17 protein-coding genes and 2 pseudogenes are annotated in these 17,008 nt (G+C 37.0%); 12 read left to right on the forward strand and 7 right to left on the reverse strand.

The features are described from left to right. The first annotated feature begins 45 nt into the window (after window positions 1-45). Together WA279_RS01660 and WA279_RS01665 are read left to right on the forward strand one after the other, a co-directional pair. Entirely contained in the window at window positions 46-915 is an 870-nt protein-coding gene (locus tag WA279_RS01660; protein WP_015251604.1) for a LysR family transcriptional regulator, read from the forward strand. Window positions 916-1,029: 114 nt separating this feature from the next. Then, on the forward strand, window positions 1,030-2,346 hold the full coding sequence (locus WA279_RS01665; RefSeq protein WP_276353004.1) for a citrate:proton symporter: 1,317 nt from the start codon (window positions 1,030-1,032) through the stop codon (window positions 2,344-2,346). A 275-nt stretch (window positions 2,347-2,621) separates the two neighbouring features. On the opposite strand, the gene WA279_RS01670 is transcribed toward WA279_RS01665, so the two are convergent. Continuing rightward, window positions 2,622-3,602: an aldo/keto reductase gene (locus WA279_RS01670; protein WP_336154031.1), complete on the reverse strand. Its 981-nt coding sequence runs from the start codon at window positions 3,600-3,602 to the stop codon at window positions 2,622-2,624. A 135-nt stretch (window positions 3,603-3,737) separates the two neighbouring features. On the opposite strand from WA279_RS01670, the gene sigZ reads away from it, so the two are divergent. The 3 genes and pseudogenes from sigZ (at window position 3,738) to WA279_RS01685 (ending at window position 5,350) form a co-directional block, all read left to right on the forward strand. Next, window positions 3,738-4,268, forward strand: a complete 531-nt coding sequence (gene sigZ, locus WA279_RS01675; protein WP_021480181.1) for an RNA polymerase sigma factor SigZ — start codon at window positions 3,738-3,740, stop codon at window positions 4,266-4,268. Window positions 4,269-4,401: 133 nt separating this feature from the next. Beyond that, window positions 4,402-5,157 carry a metal-binding protein ZinT gene (locus tag WA279_RS01680; protein ID WP_015384187.1) on the forward strand — a complete coding sequence of 252 codons (756 nt, stop codon included), beginning with the start codon at window positions 4,402-4,404 and terminating at the stop codon, window positions 5,155-5,157. Window positions 5,158-5,220: 63 nt separating this feature from the next. After that, window positions 5,221-5,350, forward strand: a pseudogene (locus WA279_RS01685) (hypothetical protein). Window positions 5,351-5,651: 301 nt separating this feature from the next. Here the strand turns inward: WA279_RS01685 and WA279_RS01690 are convergent. From WA279_RS01690 to WA279_RS01705, 4 genes are all read right to left on the reverse strand, one after another. Beyond that, the gene (locus tag WA279_RS01690; protein WP_072175780.1) at window positions 5,652-5,729 is read right to left on the reverse strand and encodes a YjcZ family sporulation protein; all 78 of its coding nucleotides are present in this window, start codon (window positions 5,727-5,729) and stop codon (window positions 5,652-5,654) included. A 583-nt stretch (window positions 5,730-6,312) separates the two neighbouring features. Further along, window positions 6,313-7,020 carry a YrpD family protein gene (locus tag WA279_RS01695; RefSeq protein ID WP_251187981.1) on the reverse strand — a complete coding sequence of 236 codons (708 nt, stop codon included), beginning with the start codon at window positions 7,018-7,020 and terminating at the stop codon, window positions 6,313-6,315. A gap of 380 nt (window positions 7,021-7,400) precedes the next feature. Continuing rightward, complete coding sequence (gene murI / locus WA279_RS01700; protein WP_336154035.1) at window positions 7,401-8,198, reverse strand: glutamate racemase; 798 nt, start codon at window positions 8,196-8,198, stop codon at window positions 7,401-7,403. A 342-nt stretch (window positions 8,199-8,540) separates the two neighbouring features. Continuing rightward, window positions 8,541-9,584 (reverse strand): nitronate monooxygenase, encoded by a 1,044-nt coding sequence (locus tag WA279_RS01705; RefSeq protein ID WP_336154038.1) that lies wholly within the window; start codon window positions 9,582-9,584, stop codon window positions 8,541-8,543. A gap of 395 nt (window positions 9,585-9,979) precedes the next feature. On the opposite strand from WA279_RS01705, the gene aadK reads away from it, so the two are divergent. The 3 genes and pseudogenes from aadK to WA279_RS01720 all read left to right on the forward strand — a co-directional run. Further along, entirely contained in the window at window positions 9,980-10,834 is an 855-nt protein-coding gene (aadK, locus tag WA279_RS01710) for an aminoglycoside 6-adenylyltransferase AadK (protein WP_336154040.1), read from the forward strand. A gap of 228 nt (window positions 10,835-11,062) precedes the next feature. Further along, entirely contained in the window at window positions 11,063-11,566 is a 504-nt protein-coding gene (locus WA279_RS01715) for a DinB family protein (protein ID WP_015251612.1), read from the forward strand. Between the two features lie 192 nt (window positions 11,567-11,758). Further along, window positions 11,759-12,003, forward strand: a pseudogene (locus WA279_RS01720) (MFS transporter); the annotation flags it as partial. Window positions 12,004-12,055: 52 nt separating this feature from the next. Here WA279_RS01720 and WA279_RS01725 read toward each other — a convergent pair. Both WA279_RS01725 and WA279_RS01730 read right to left on the reverse strand, forming a co-directional pair. Further along, window positions 12,056-12,322, reverse strand: a complete 267-nt coding sequence (locus WA279_RS01725) for a hypothetical protein (RefSeq protein ID WP_251187875.1) — start codon at window positions 12,320-12,322, stop codon at window positions 12,056-12,058. 25 nt (window positions 12,323-12,347) lie between these two features. Beyond that, the gene (locus tag WA279_RS01730; protein WP_251187876.1) at window positions 12,348-13,145 is read right to left on the reverse strand and encodes a Hook-associated protein 2; all 798 of its coding nucleotides are present in this window, start codon (window positions 13,143-13,145) and stop codon (window positions 12,348-12,350) included. A gap of 495 nt (window positions 13,146-13,640) precedes the next feature. Between WA279_RS01730 and WA279_RS01740 the strand changes: the two genes are divergently transcribed. From WA279_RS01740 to WA279_RS01755, 4 genes are all read left to right on the forward strand, one after another. Further along, window positions 13,641-13,796 (forward strand): hypothetical protein, encoded by a 156-nt coding sequence (locus WA279_RS01740; protein WP_014477443.1) that lies wholly within the window; start codon window positions 13,641-13,643, stop codon window positions 13,794-13,796. A gap of 45 nt (window positions 13,797-13,841) precedes the next feature. Next, the gene (locus tag WA279_RS01745; RefSeq protein ID WP_110109640.1) at window positions 13,842-14,213 is read left to right on the forward strand and encodes a DUF2568 domain-containing protein; all 372 of its coding nucleotides are present in this window, start codon (window positions 13,842-13,844) and stop codon (window positions 14,211-14,213) included. Between the two features lie 230 nt (window positions 14,214-14,443). Next, window positions 14,444-15,010, forward strand: a complete 567-nt coding sequence (locus tag WA279_RS01750; RefSeq protein ID WP_327829555.1) for a cysteine hydrolase family protein — start codon at window positions 14,444-14,446, stop codon at window positions 15,008-15,010. Between the two features lie 653 nt (window positions 15,011-15,663). Then, a complete protein-coding gene (locus WA279_RS01755; protein WP_336154046.1) occupies window positions 15,664-16,896 on the forward strand; it encodes a cytochrome P450 family protein in 1,233 nt (410 codons plus the stop codon). Window positions 16,897-17,008 lie beyond the last annotated feature (112 nt).

A 17,008-nucleotide genomic window follows, 5' to 3' on the forward strand; every position in this document is an offset into this window, starting at 1 on the left:
AAAACTTTTATAATTGTGAAAGAAGGACTAGAAAGGAAGATGAAAATGGATGAGAAAGATTGGATTTTATTGAAAATTCTTCACGAAGAACAAAGTGTAACAAAAACAGCAGAACGATTATTTACATCACAGCCTTCCATCACTTATCGGTTGAATAAGATTGAGGAGATTTTCGGAATTGAATTATTCACCAAAAGGCATAAAGGAATTACCTTTACTGCGGAAGGAGAACACTTGGTTGCTTATGCAAGAAGAATGCTACAGGAACTTCAAGATACCAAAGATCATATTTCTAATCTAAGCAAAGAGGTGCAAGGACATCTAAGGCTGGGGGTATCAAGCAATTTCGCTCAATATAAGCTCCCTAAGTTATTAAGGGAATTTTCCACTATGTATCCTAATGTCCAATATAGTGTACAAACAGGCTGGAGCACAGATGTCATGAAATTATTAGATGCTGGTATTGTACAAGTCGGTATACTGAGAGGAAGCCATCGCTGGAAAGGGGTGGAGGAACGGCTGACACGGGAAAAATTACATATCATCTCAAAAAAACCAATAACGATAGAGCAGCTTCCTTTTTTACCTTTTATCAAATATAAAACTGATGCTTCTTTAAAAACGATTATAGAAGATTGGATGCATACGAATCTAAAACAAGCCCCCATTATTGCAATGGAAGTGGATCGACAAGAGACTTGCAAAGAGATGGTAAAGCATGGTCTTGGTTACTCCATAGCACCAGAAATTTGCCTGCAGGAATCTGATCATTTGTACACAATGGAACTGTATAATGCTAAGGGTAAGCCTCTAATGAGAGATACTTGGCTAATGTACGATCAAAAATCATTAGGAATCAAACTCGTTAAAGCATTCATTGATTTTTTAAAGGGTGAACAAATGGTAACCATTTAAAGTTATGATAGAATTTTTTTTGGAACACAGTAAAAAAATATTTATTTAACTTATTACACCGTATAAGATATGTTAATCAAAAGTCATTTGAAAGCGTATTCTTGGAGGTGTAATATGCTTACTATTTTAGGTTTTTCGATGGTAACTGTTTTTACAATATTAATAATGACAAAGAAAGTCTCGCCAATTGTTGCCTTGACCATCACTCCCATTGTTTTTGCTCTTATTGGAGGTTTTGGTAAGGATATTGGCGACATGATTTTAGAAGGAATTCAAACAGTTGCAAGTTCAGCGGCATTGCTATTGTTTGCTATTCTTTTTTTCGGAATTTTAATTGATGCAGGTTTATTTGATCCGCTAATAGAAAAAATTTTATCTATAGTAAAGGGAGACCCTGTGAAAATAGCGATAGGGTCTGCTGTCTTGGCAATGCTTATCGCTTTAGATGGGGACGGTACAACAACCTATATGATAACAGTCTCAGCAATGTTACCTTTGTATAAAAGAATTGGTATGAATCCCATGGTTATGGCGACATTAGCAATGCTGTCGTTGAGTATCGTTAGCGGAATGACTCCATGGGGCGGACCAGCTACAAGAGCGATTTCAGTGCTGGGTTTGGATCCTTCAGATTTTTTTGTGCCATTACTTCCGACCATGCTTGGAGGTATTGCTTGTGTGATATTTCTGGCTTTTCTAATGGGAAGGAAAGAGAGGAATCGAATAGGCATCGTTCAATTAGAGCCTAGACATATAACAAAGGACAGCTCTCAATCTTATATGGCTGCTAGTTTGGAGAGCGAGCAATTGAAAAGGCCACGCTTAATATATCTTAATTTATTCCTCGTTATAAGTATCATGGTGTTTATTGTGCTTGGAACTAAGCATCCGTCAGTTTTATTTTTAATTGGTTTTGTTCTTGCCCTTACTATAAATTATCCGAATGTAAAAATGCAGAAGGAGCGAATCGCCGAGCATTCTGGTAATGCCATAACCGTGGTATTATTGGTGTTCTCGGCAGGAGTATTTGCTGGTATATTATCCGGGACAAAGATGGTGGATGCCATAGCAGGATCATTGGTATCCATCATCCCCTCATCAATGGGAGAGTTTTTCCCCATTATTGTAGCACTCACTAGCATTCCGTTTACTTTTGTTTTATCAAATGATGCATATTACTTTGGTATGGTACCTATCTTTGCAGAAGCTGCCTCAGCATATGGTATAGAACCAGTAGAAATTGCAAGGGCTTCTATAATGGGGCAGCCGGTTCATCTGATGAGTCCATTAGTTGCGTCAACACTACTGTTAGTAAGCATGCTTAAAATTGACTTGGGGTCATTTCAAAGGTTTGCCGTTAAGTGGGCTGTAATTACATCATTAGTTATTACGTTGTTAGCAATCATTACAGGGGCTATTACTATTTTGTAAAGAAACAATAATAATATTTAGACTGCCAATGAATCATTAGTTTGATTGATTTAAATACAGCTGAAAGGGGTCCCAAGCTGATCAAGCCAGTTGTCTTTCCAGTTACTCTATTGTTTAGGGTTCTTTTTTAGAAACGGCAGCGATTTTGTCGATGTTTAGCCAGCATTTTCAGCATGATGTGGAAAAGACAAGAGACAAACAAGCTCTTGTCTTTCCTAATATGATAGTTCAGTATAAATATTTAAGAAAAATGTCAGTATTGAGTCTTGGATGTATCACCAGGCGTATGCCTCAGGTGTCTCTCCTCCAGGTCCGGGAAAGATATCATTTAACATGCAGAGAATCTCCTTATCCAGACTGATTTCAACGGCTTTTATCGTATCACGCAGCTGCTCAACCGTTCGTGGCCCGATGATCGGCGCAGTTAAAACTGGATTTGCCAGCACCCATGCCAAAGCCACATTTGCTTCTTTTTCTCCTAGTTCTTTGCATAAATCTGAAAATTTTTCGAGTTGCAAACGATGTTTTTCAATTAAATCTGCTCTTTTTGCTGTACGAATTCCGGCATTGCTTTTCAATGCCTTCCCGCCAAGAAGCCCTCCTGCAAGGGGACTCCACGCCACTACTCCTAAACCAAGATCCCGTGCAGCCGGCAGCACTTCCATCTCAGCTGTTCGTTCTAATAAACTATACTTATGCTGTTCAGTGACGAGTCCCATGAATCGCCGTTTTTCAGCTTCAGCTTGCGCTTTAACTAAATGCCAGCCTGCAAAATTACTGGATCCAATATAGTCTACTTTGCCGGAGCGAACCTGAGTCTCAAAAGCTTCCCATATCTCATCCCACGGTGTCCGCCTATCGATATGATGCATTTGGTACAATTCGATATGATCTGTCTGAAGCCGCTTCAGTGATCCTTCCAGATGACGTCTGATTTTGTATAGAGACAAGCCCCTCATATCATTTGGTCCGTCATTCGGATCAGAAATCGGTTCATATACTTTTGTCGCCAGAACAACTTTCTCGCGGCGCTGTCCTCCTTGTGCAAACCATTTTCCAATGATGCTCTCTGTCAATCCTGCGTTTTTGCCCCAGCCGTAAATATTGGCAGTATCAAAAAATTGAATGCCGTTATCAAGCGCTTCATCCATGATACGGAACGCAGTCTTTTCGTCTGTATCAACTCCAAAATTCATCGTGCCTAAACATAAACGGCTCACCCGCAATCCTGTTCTCCCTAAATAGGTATACTCCACAACAAACCTCTCCTTTATCATTATTTTTTGCAACAGCTGCAATACAATTGATTCAACAATTGTTTCGCTCTTTGTTACGATTAAAAAGACGAAGCAAATGTAAAGCAGACGCAAAATTATAGGAGGTTTTTTCAAATGAATATAGAGGATCTATGGGATCAATTTCATCAGCCGTTAAAAACATATATTTCACATAGGGTTAACGATCAATCTATCGTTGATGACCTCTTGCAAATCGTATTTATGAAAATACAAGTGCATCTCCCAAATCTGATCGATGAACAAAAGATCGACAGCTGGATTTATCGGATCACTAGAAATACGATTATTGATTTTTACCGTACAAAAAAAACAAGCGAAATATTGCCTGATGTTCTACATTTTAATGACAGTGCAGAGGAAGAAAATTTCACCAAGGAAGCAACTGTGTGTATTCGATCGACCATCAAACGGTTGCCTGAAAAGTATCGAGAGGCTCTCGAGTTAACTGAATTCCAGGGGTTATCACAAAAAGAGTTGAGTGAAAAGCTCGGCATTTCTTACTCGGGAGCAAAATCAAGGGTACAACGCGGACGGAGAAAATTAAAACAGCTGCTTGAGGGGTGCTGTCATATTGAAGCGGATCGATATGGAAATATCGTAGACTTTCGCATTTTAAAGGAATAACTGATGAACATAGTCAGTTATTCCTTTAAAATAGGCCATCCGCATGAAAAGCATTTTCCCTTTGATGTTTGCAAGAGATGCATGTATAATATAAATCGTAATGTTTTCGATTTAATAAAAAAGGAGTGTTGGAATGAACATTTTATTTTCAAAGCGGCTAGGCATATTAACGATTGGTTCATTACTAGTTTTGGCAGGATGTCAGACTTCCGGTTCTTCTGCAGGTGAGTCTAATCAAACAACATCATCCTCAGCAGTTGAAGAAGACTCTTCCAAAACGCAAGAGCAAACATCTGACAGTCATACACACGAACATTCTCACGATCATAGTCATGCGCATGATGAAGAAACAGAAAAAATATATGAAGGCTATTTTAAAAACAGCCAAGTAAAGGATCGCTTACTTTCTGATTGGGAAGGAGATTGGCAATCTGTATATCCATACCTGCAAGATGGTACTCTTGACGAAGTGTTTTCATATAAATCAGAATACGAAGGCGGCAAGACAGCTGAAGAATATAAAGAGTATTATAAAAAAGGCTATCAAACAGATGTTGACCGTATTGTCATCCAGAAAGATACTGTAACGTTCTTCAAAAATGGAAAAGAATATTCTGGTAAGTATACGTATGACGGATACGAAATTCTAACCTATGATGCGGGCAATAGAGGGGTAAGATACATATTCAAACTAGCTAAAAAAGCAGAAGGGCTGCCTCAGTATATTCAGTTTAGTGATCATAGTATTTACCCGACTAAAGCTAGTCATTACCATCTCTATTGGGGGGACGACCGTGAAGCTTTACTTGATGAAGTCAAAAACTGGCCTACCTACTACCCGTCAAAAATGGATGGACACGATATTGCCCATGAGATGATGGCTCATTAAATGATGATTACTCTATGAAAGTTGTTCTGCCATAGCCATTTTTTTCTGTGGAGAATTGATAGAATGGGTAAAAAACTGATTGAGACCATTCAGGATCCGCCACATTATTGTGACGTGCATACCTTGAGTTCATCCCACATGAAGAGTAGAAGAAACCTATTTCAAAATAAAATCATTGGATGTATGGCAGTAGATTCCGCTTGAAATCTATAGGCTTATACAAAGCAAAAAAGAGACCCAAAGACCGCAAAGCTTCTTCAAGAAAGCTTTGCGGTCTTTTATATGATTCATCTCACCATAAAAAGGTATTTCAACTTTCTCTTTTGATCGACAATAGTCCATAAAGAGAAGAACATTTCCCTCACAAGTCGTGGCAGTAATCTCCATAGGTGTGTTTGCATGGCCCCACTTTAATGGTTTTGTTTAAATCTAATAAAAACAGACGCCATAAAGATTTCTTATGGCGTCTGATGGATATGAGGTAAGGTGTGTTCTTAATAGCCACCAAAGAAAGATGTCCCAACGATGATTAATAGGATGAATAGAACTACAATTAATGGAAATGACCTCATAACATCACCTTCCTTAAAAGAGGATAGTACATGATATGCAGATCGAGCTTATTCGATAGTGATACTAGTTTAATTGATGTAAAAATATTTTTTAGCCTAAGGCTGGACTGCTAACTGATCTATATTAGTTATGGGATCATACTTATCATTTTGGAATGAATCCGTTTCAAAGTGATGTGTTGTTCTCGGCCAATCGCTGGCTAATCTTCCTGATGCAATCGAGCTATATGAAGACATCCCTCTTTTATGGAATTACACCCAAAACTTCTCTCTCTTGCAGACCCTTAATCATTTGACTTGCATATCGAGCGTAAGCATGCCTCATCTAAAAATAAAGTGCACCATCTGCCATTTGTTTTAACATTTTTAAGACAGTGATGCACACCTTTTGCGTTGAGCAAATGGAACAGGTTCAGAAGGGGAGAGCTGCTCCTTACTTCACCCAGATAAAAGACGGGGATAGACGGCATGTACCGAAGCTAACTGAAAGTTAAATTGAAATGAAAAAAGGGGCATGTTATGCCCCCCTTTAAGACTATCGAGAGCTTCTCAATAGCCTAACGCATTGTATGTTTAACATGTTTTAATTTTTCACAACGGATAAACTGACACTGTTTCCTGAGACTGTTATTTTAGCGAAGTCTTGTGTATCAATTACAGGTGTTATTGCTTTATTGTCGATGGTGATGTTTGTAAAAGATGTTGAAAAGTTTGATTTGATAGATTGGCGTGACCCTGTTGTAGCAACTGTAGCGAGCGCTTTCCATTTGGAGATGGAGCCGACATTTGTTTTGCTGATTTCTGAAATGAGACGGCCGTTGTATCCCGCATTGTTCGTGCCCCAGTATGTAGCGCGGGTATTGCCGTTAAGGTTTTTGTAGATGGTAAGTTGTACGGTGCTGCCGGGACGGAAGCCTTTCGTATTCGTGAATTGGCTTCCTCCTTCGAGGTACTGAACCTGATCCTGCCCTTTTGAACCAACTTTCATATATGGTTTCCATACATTATATTTATCACTGTACTGAAACCCGATATCGGATTCTGTGCCTCCGCTAAAGCCAGAGTAGATATAGGCTGTCCCATTTGAAACCTGAATGGAGCTAGGAAGCTGGATTTTTGTAACAAAAATTGCACCAGTGCTGTTCAAGTAAGCCCTTCCGCCGATTCCATCAGTTAGCTGTGATGCAGCTTCTGCGGTTTTTGGACTAATAATACCCGGCACATCTACTGCACATGTGCCAAAAAGCACAGTTGCCGTAAGCGCACCCGCAAGCAGTCCTTTTTTCATCATCATTATTTCCCCCTATCATTATAATTAGAAAACGCTATCATCTTGTATTATAAAACATTATGAAAATAATTCCATAATGAACATGCTAATAGACACAGAATTTACACATTATGACTTTGTGTATCTGGCAAACGGTCGATTCGCAATCTCGAAAAATGTCCCGTGAAGTGTACATGTTACGATAACTTTTCAATCGATACTTGTGCTTTATTGAAATAGAAAAGCTATAGAGATGGGGGAGAATAAGAGGGGGAAAGAGGGAAAACACTGTAATCAGATATGTGTGCATAACTCAATTGTTTGTTAGAAAAGAAATGGGCTTTTTAAGCCCGCTTCTTAGTTCATGTTTCCCTTCAGGAGACTGTCTTTTTCATTTACATTCAATGTCCAACATGACTCCTTTGAGTTTGATCTAATATTTCAAACAATTTTTTGTACTTTGATATGATTTCTTGGTCCACAATTTTATGGCCAGAATCGAAAAAGGTGATTGAGCCCGATCCTTTACCAAGCTGATTACGATCTGCAAGAACTTTTTTCAACTGTTTTGCAGTACCGACACTGCCTGAAATAATATCAACTTTTATCCCAAACAGTTTTTCAAAACTGTTTTCGAAAAACGGAAAATGAGTACATCCTAACACAATCGTTCCGTATTGTTTCAAATCAAAAGAAGATAGTTCGTTCTTTAGATATTTAATGATTTTGTCTTCACTAAAATCAAAGTTCTCAGCAAATTCAACTAGTCCTGGAAGAGCTAAGCAATCAACAAGGTCATGGTGATCAATTTCTTTAACTAGATTATGAAATTTCTCTTCTTTAAGCGTCAAATTAGTAGCAACTACCAGAACTCTTTTTCTTTCCTCTGTACATTTATTTATAGCAGGCTTTACAGCGGGTTCGATTCCGATTATCGGAAAGTCGAAGTTTCTCCGAAGATCCTCTATCGCAATGCTAGTAGCTGTATTACACGCAATAACAAGAGCTTTGATATTTTGACTGGCCAGAAATTCAGCTGCATTGAAAATATATTCTTCAACTTTACCCTTTGATTTTTCACCGTATGGAACGTTTAACGTATCTGCATAAAAAATGTAATCTTCATAAGGAAGAACTTTTATGGACTCATACAATACAGTCATGCCACCAATTCCAGAATCAAAAAATCCTATCTTCATAACTTCTCACGCTTTCTGTCTCATTCTTTTTTTATCATATGACTTTATATCATCTGAATCAAACGAAAAAGAACCATTTTACTATTCGAATGTAATATGGGAGTTACCGATTTTTCGAATAGGTAGCAAAACATGAGAAGAGGAGATAAGATCGAAATGTTGGTGATGTATTGTGGTGAATTCATCAAGATCATACCAAATCAATGGGATGATTGATAACCCGAATCAATTAGCTTTGAAAATGTAGGAGTATTGAGATTTCCAGAGTCAGGGGATGAAATTACTAAAAAAAAAGCAAACTGCCTGTCGAAGTTTGCTTTTTGCTCTATCAATGAGGTGCGCCTATATTTTTATATCCTCTTGGCAAAGCTGATTTAAAAGCTGCTTAACCGATATTTCCTCAGTCAATGACCGTATCCCTTGACCTGCCCATAAAGACATCTGATCATGGTTATTTTGAAGTGAAGCCTTCTGTCTCATTGCCTTCGTTAGTGTATTTTGATAAGGGTACGGAAGGGTTTGTGTCTCAAACTGTTCTTTTTCTTCCATCCATTTATTTACGATTCCTCTGGCCTCTTTACCTGAAAATAATGTTGTAAGCTTTGTATCTGCTTCGTTTGCCTCTAGTATTTTCTGTTTATGTACTGGATGTGCGTTACTCTCGTGACAAATTAAAAAGGCAGAACCGATTTGAACGCCTTGGGCTCCAAGGGTTAAAGCTGCTTTTACTCCTCTGTGGTCTATCATTCCCCCAGCAGCTATGACAGGTACGCTCAGTGCATCTGCTGCTTGTGGAATCAGAGCCATTAAACCTACGGCAGATTCACCTTTGGAAGGTAAAAATGCTCCGCGATGTCCACCGGCTTCACTTCCTTGAAGGACTAATATATCCATTCCCCGTTCTTCCATTAACAATGCTTCTTCTACTGTTGAAGCGGTTCCTATTAAACAGCATCCAGCGGTTTTTAGCTTCTTTACTGCGTCTTCAGGCGGCAGATCAAAAGTGAATGAGCAAGCCTTAACCTTGTATTTTAAAATTAGATCAATTTTTTGATAGAAGTCATCCCACTCTTCTTGTACAGATGTGAATTGATTTACTTGATTAGCTAACGGTATGTTTTCTTTCCACTTTTTAATCTGATCTTTTGGTGGCATCTCTAGACCTAGCGGAACAAACACATTAATTTGAAAAGGAGCGTCTGTCAGCTCAAACATTTCTTTTATTTGTTGTTCTAGTAAGGCTGGCGTAAGATACCCCGATGCTAAGCTGCCAAGAGCACCTTGATTCGAAACTGCAGATGCAAGTCGGGGCTTTGTAATACCGCCAGCCATTGGAGCTTGAATAATCGGTTTTGTTAAGGAAAACTTTTTCATAAATTCATTCATACCGAATCCCCCCGTTAAGACATGATTTTTGAAAAAAGTGTCATTTTAAAATTTACTCAAAAACCCGTATTCGCTTAAATATATCGTTTTCCTTCTTTTTGTCAATCTCTCATACTAGTTAACATGACGATAAAGCAGGGGGGATTAAAGTGTGTCAAAGATAGTGTCGTCCCATGGCGGCTCTGCAAAAAACTGAATATTCATGTAGTCCTTCATAGTTGATATCTGATATTGAGATGTCTTGCATCTTAATATTGAATGATATATAGGAGAACTTCATGTAAAATAAAGCTTAGAAGAATACATCACATTCAAGAATGAAAAAATCTATAAGACGTACAGATCAATATTCGGTTTTACAGTTAGATATTAAGGCTGAAACGGAGGAACATGCGATGCGAAGTGAGCAGGAAATGATGGACATTTTCTTGGACTTTGCTTTGAACGATGAGAGAATCCGATTGGTCACTTTGGAAGGGTCACGTACAAACAGAAATATCCCTTCTGACAACTTCCAAGATTATGACATCTCGTATTTTGTAACTGATGTAGAATCTTTTAAAGAAAATGATCAGTGGCTCGAAATCTTTGGGAAGCGCATTATGATGCAAAAACCAGAAGATATGGAGCTTTTTCCTCCCGAATTAGGTAATTGGTTTTCATACATTATTCTTTTTGAGGATGGCAACAAATTAGATCTAACCCTTATTCCAATTCGTGAAGCAGAAGATTATTTTGCTAATAACGATGGTTTGGTTAAGGTATTGCTCGATAAGGATTCGTTCATCAACTATAAAGTGACCCCAAATGATCGCCAATACTGGATGAAAAAGCCGACTGCAAGGGAATTTGATGATTGCTGTAATGAGTTCTGGATGGTTTCGACTTACGTAGTAAAAGGACTAGCAAGAAATGAAATCCTTTTTGCCATTGACCATTTAAATGAAATTGTACGTCCTAATTTATTGAGAATGATGGCCTGGCATATCGCATCTCAGAAAGGGTATTCATTTAGTATGGGGAAGAACTATAAATTTATGAAACGGTACCTTTCAAATAAAGAATGGGAGGAACTCATGTCTACATATTCTGTGAATGGGTATCAGGAAATGTGGAAGTCTTTATTTACTTGCTATGCATTATTTAGAAAGTATTCAAAAGCTGTATCAGAAAGTCTTGCATATAAGTATCCTGATTACGATGAAGGCATCACTAAGTATACGGAAGGTATTTATTGCTCAGTAAAGTGATAAGAATATAGGATTGTCTTCATATGATATTTGATTCTCGCTGACAATGTAGACCAAGTCGTCACGATGTTTGTAAAAAGATGCGAAAATCGTTACGTTTAAGAAATGTCTACGTACTTTACTATAGATTATTCTTGTCCAAAATTTTTGTTCTTTTTAACGAAACGAGGCATTATAATTAACCTATAGGTACATTGAAAAAACAAAAGAATAAAAAGGAGGATTTTTGTGTTTCAAACCTTAGACCATTTTTTGAAATCTTGGGAGTTCGAAGCAGATGCTACACAGAAACTATTAAATAGTCTGACTGATGAATCACTTAAACAAGAAATAACTTCACAAAATTGGACTCTAGGCCGTATTGCTTGGCATACTGTTGCTGCCATTCGCATCATTACCTCAAACACAGACTTAACGTTCCATGCCCCAGCTGAAGATTATCCTGTTCCAACTTCAGCTCAGTTTATAGCTGACAGCTATCATCAAGCCAGTAATGCATTTGTACAGGCATTAAAAACCCAATGGACTGACCATACACTTCAAGAACGTATCAACTTTATCGGACAACAATTGCCTAATGGTTCACTTTTGATGTTTTTAATTCAACATCAAAATCACCATCGAGGACAAATGACTGTTCTTATGAGACAAGCAGGTTTAACTGTTCCAGGTATTTATGGTCCAGCAAAAGAAGAATGGGCAAAATTTGGTTTGGAAGCCCCGAAAATGTAATCAACCTTGTTATAAAAAAGTTACGCTATGACAACATGTAAAAAGATGTTTTGATGCTATCTTTTTTCAAAACATCTTCTTTTTTTGTTCGTTTACCAATGATAAGAACATATTTTAATAATTTTTATTCCAAACAAGAATGCCATCGTCATTTCATACGAAACGGTACTATCAATGGCTAATATTAATTAATATTTGATTGCATCTTCAGCCCCTGAAGCTCCTGGTTTCGCAAATGGCTTATTTATATCATCTGTAACGTAGGAACAACAATTGGTTCAGCTATAGGCGGGTTATTTATATCAGAAATGCGTACACAAAACGTCATATTGGTGGGAATTCTATCATTGATACTAAGTTGGGTAAGTATTTTTCTAAAAACTTATATGTTCTCTCCTGCACAACAACTTTCTAGACAGGGAATACATTCGCTTTAAAAACCCCACTTTTAAAAGTGGGGTTTTTTTGAATGCGTTTTAAGGGTGTTAACTATTCTTCATCTTCAAAGAAACCAAATAGTTTTTCTTCATCATATTCATATTTACGTCCTAGATTATCTGTATCTCTTTCGTGCTGTAAAAGGACCTTATAGTTTTTTCCCTTTGAAGATTCGTCTTCAGTAACACTTAGGACGGTTACTTTATCGTTCTCATATGTCTTTGCAAAAAGTCTAATTTCCTCAATTGTATCCTTTAAATCTGTCTCGTCACCATTAAAAAAGTCTAAAGAAACTTCAGTTGTATATTTTTCAATCATGGTTAGCTCCCTGCTAAAGAATGTTTTAGTTCTTAAAGGATAACGGAAATTGTGTATTTTTACTACTGTCTGCTGTATTAATAATGACACGATGATGAGTCGTAGAAGTGTCTTTTGTGCTTATATTTTTATTAAATTGCTTTCTATAGAATGTCCGCCATGGACCACCTTTGTCACGAGAAGACCAAGCTTGATCGGGCTGTGTCATTGTTAATCTTCTCAGTTCAGCGACATCTACATCTTTTCCATATTGAGTTCTATTACTTGTAGATTTTCGGCTTGCGTCATACTTGTGTCTTTTATACGCATGTTCACTTATAAAATCTTTTTTAATTGTACCACCATTCTTTTTATATGGAACATCTTTAGTGATTTTTGGTTTTTTCGGCTTAGGCTTCGGTTTAGGTTTTGGCACCTTTCTAAGCATTTGAAACTGTGGCGATGCCTTTTCTTGATTTGTAACTGCTGTTGTAATTGTCGCTGATTTTTCTTCGGTATCTGTTAAAGATACTGAAGTTAATTTGTTGTTATGTACTACTAAATTTAACTTTAAAATGGTTGTTTTGTTATCAATATTAGTATAGAAATAATTTACTTGGTTTGTTGAATTTGGACTAAAATCGCTTGAATTAAATAATTCTAATAACTCTTCCTCAGTTATAAGTTTTTTGCCGTTTTTATCAACAATTTTATCTAAACCATTAATTGCTGATTTTTGGAGATGCGCTCTTTCGACTTCTTTTGCTTTGACTTCACTGCCATCAATAGCAAATAAAGAAATAAGTAGACTGAAAGTAAGTATTGTCAATAAAACTTTCTTCATATTTTTCCTCCTTTTTATCCGTTACTCAAGTATTATAACTCAACTAACAAGAAAAAAAAGTATTTTCATCATAAATTTTCAATTGATTGAAAAAAATGATAAAGAGATATTCAATATATGAATAGATTAATTGGGTAGATAATATTCACAACTTAGGCGAACCATATTATTGAGGTTCATCGATTGCGGAGACTACTCTATGGTTCAGAAATTCCAATGAAACATTCAGGTGTTACTCAATTTGGAACAGAAGCAGCTGCGCCAAAAGGAGAAAGAGTCTAGCTGAGTTGCAACAAATGGATATAAGAGAGGAACGTCTTCTCAAAAGGGAAGGCAGATTATTACTGTAATTCATACAATGAGTAAAGCCTCCCAGCGATAAGCGAGGTCAATATTCAGCTTTTATGGTATATTCATTACTTCGTTCGACAAATTCTGCAAATTGTAGACAACTTCCTGATTATTTGGATAATTAACTGGATAGGAGGGGAAAAGTTGTCATATTTCATTATACTTATCATCGTTCTATTAATCGGAGCATTGGTAACAGCAGCAGTCGGTATCATCTCTTCAAAAGTAGAGGTAATCTCGCCGAAAACTACAATAGAATCTAAAGAGGAAGAACAGAAAAGTTTTTATACGCTGAAATAAAGCAGAGAAAGAGCATCTCCTACGGGGGTGTTTTTTATAGAGGAGTTGGAAAAACTGAATCAGACTAATTTACTTTTAAGATTCACCCTTGAAATGGCTGCACTAATCTCCTTAGGGGTGTTTGCTTGGATAAGCTTTAATGGTTATTTTAAATATGTTTTAACTTGGGTTTTACCTATTGCAGTTATGATTGTCTGGTCTGTATTTGCAGTACCTAATGATCCTAGTCGAAGTGGACAAACTGTAATAGCTGTAAACGGGGTAACAAGGTTAGTTATTGAATTATTGATCTTTGCAATGGCTGTTGCAGCGCTTTATTTTAGTCATTTAAAACCAGTTGGTATTGTCTTTTTATGTCTAATAATACTCCACTACATCTTTTCAGCTGAGCGTATCAAATGGCTTCTAAATCAATAGTTTTTCATTTCGGCACTCGTTATTAGAGTGCTTTTTATCATTCTCTGTAGAGCCAGTGATTCTCAGATTAGATTATTGAAGGTTAACGGCTTGGGCACAGTTGCAGTTTAGAACGCATTATCCAATAAAGAAGGCGCTCATTTGAAATTCATCATTAAACAATTGTACAAAAGTAAAATTTGTATTTAGAATGTAGTAATAAATAGAAATTCTACGTAGGAGGGTATCTTGTGGAAGAAAAGAAAAAAGCTTTAATCATTGTGGATGTGCAAAAAGCCTTTGATGATAAAAAATGGGGGGAACGAAATAACGTAAAGGCGGAAGAAAACATTAGTAAAATACTAAAATTATGGAGAGAAAAAGGATGGACAGTCATATACATACAACACACTTCTGATAAACCTCATTCTTTATTCCATCCAAAGAATGAAGGGTTTGCGATAAAGGAAATAGTTAAGCCTATGGATGAAGAAGTCATTATAATCAAGACAGTAAATAGCAGCTTTATTGGAACGAATTTAGAAGAATTCTTAAAATTAAATGAAATAACAACTGTAGTCATAACTGGTTTAACCACGCCTCACTGTGTATCAACCACCACAAGAATGAGTGGTAATTTAGGGTTTGATACATACCTGATTTCAGATGCAACAGCAGCCTTCGGAATGAGAGACCAAAATGATACATATTATGATGCGGCGACTATTCATAATATATCTCTAGCTACATTGCATGATGAATTTGCCACAATATTGACAACTGATCAATTAATAAATGATTTTATAAAAACTCACTGATGAAAAACATTTTGGCACAGTAAAACGGCAGGCGCCTTTCCAAAGGAAGGGCGCTTTAATTCGATTTCCTGCTTTACTTGCTCAGAGGAGATGTATCAATGTTTCTTTATCGAATGAAGCAAAGTGGCAAAGCTATTCCATGAATCTTTCAATCAATATCCTTTTATGGATTTCTCGTAAAACAAGAAAAAAAGATCATTCATTTATTTTTGAAATGCATAAAGTACTGACAAGAGCATATTTTAAAAAGCATTTCTTTTTTGTTGACATTCAGAATGGTGAAATTGTTGTTGCTCTATTAAAACATCGTGATAAACCCGACATTAAACTTGATCGATTATATAGCAGCAGGGGGGATAACAAAATGGGGGATCCTCAGTATTGAACATGTTGACGGTGACTAATGAGGCTGAAAAATCTTACAAATCCTTATAAGAGCCGGCATAGAAGTATTAGGAGTTTCGCCATTTTATCAGGGAAAGAGTTTAGGCAGCAAAATGATTAATGACTGTCTCATATCTTTTATTTCAAAATGAGGGGGCGGCATTTTGGCCCTTATCATGAATACTGATTTCAATAGATCATTTTACAAATCGTACTGATTATATATTTAAAGATTAACATAACCTTTCATAAAGATGGAGGTCGAATGAATGTCTTCAAAAGAAAAAAAGAGTGTAACCATCTTGACGGAAAGTCAATTGTCTTCGAGAGCATTTAAAGATGAAGCGTATGAATTTTATAAAGAAGTGCGAAAATCACAGCCTCTCTACCCATTATCTTTAGGAGCTCTGGGGAAAGGCTGGCTCATATCGAGATATGATGATGCAATACATTTATTAAAGAATGAAAAATTAAAGAAAAACTATGAAAATGTATTTACCGCAAAAGAAAAACGTCCTGCTCTATTGAAGAATGAAGAGTCTTTAACAAAGCATATGCTTAATTCAGATCCCCCTGATCACAACCGCTTGCGAACTCTTGTTCAAAAAGCATTTACGCATCGGATGATTTTGCAGTTGGAAGACAAAATTCAACATATCGCAGATTCTTTATTGGATAAAGTACAGCCCAACAAATTCATGAACCTGGTAGACGATTATGCGTTTCCTTTGCCGATTATCGTGATAAGTGAAATGCTCGGCATTCCCTTGGAAGATCGTCAAAAATTCAGAGTGTGGTCGCAAGCAATTATTGATTTTTCAGATGCCCCTGAAAGACTTCAGGAGAATGACCATTTGTTAGGGGAATTTGTTGAATATCTGGAATCCTTAGTTCGCAAAAAAAGGAGAGAACCTGCAGGAGATTTAATCAGTGCATTAATTCAAGCGGAAAGTGAAGGCACACAATTAAGTACAGAAGAATTATACTCGATGATTATGCTGCTTATCGTTGCAGGTCATGAAACAACCGTAAACTTAATCACCAATATGACATATGCTCTGATGTGTCACCATGATCAACTAGAAAAGCTCCGCCAGCAGCCGGACTTGATGAATTCAGCCATAGAAGAAGCATTGCGGTTTCACAGCCCTGTTGAGCTAACGACTATTCGCTGGACGGCTGAACCGTTTATACTGCATGGGCAGGAGATTAAACGGAAAGACGTGATCATCATTTCTTTAGCATCAGCAAACCGTGATGAGAAGATATTTCCAAATGCCGACATATTTGATATTGAAAGAAAGAACAACCGCCATATTGCTTTTGGCCATGGCAATCATTTTTGCCTTGGTGCACAGCTAGCCCGCTTAGAAGCAAAGATTGCGATTTCCACCTTATTACGCCGCTGTCCAAATATACAGTTAAAAGGCGAAAAGGAACAAATGAAATGGAAAGGGAATTTTCTGATGAGAGCACTCGAAGAACTGCCGCTCAGTTTTTAATTTTTTTTGGGGGATATGTGATTTTCAAACATATCTCGTTTTACTCCTCAAATTAGATTAAACGATAGTAAAAGCTGTAACATAAAAATTTGACATGATAGCTTTTCAAAAA

It is taken from the genome of Bacillus sp. 204(2023) (genome assembly GCF_037027505.1).
Lineage (GTDB): Bacteria > Bacillota > Bacilli > Bacillales > Bacillaceae > Bacillus > Bacillus subtilis.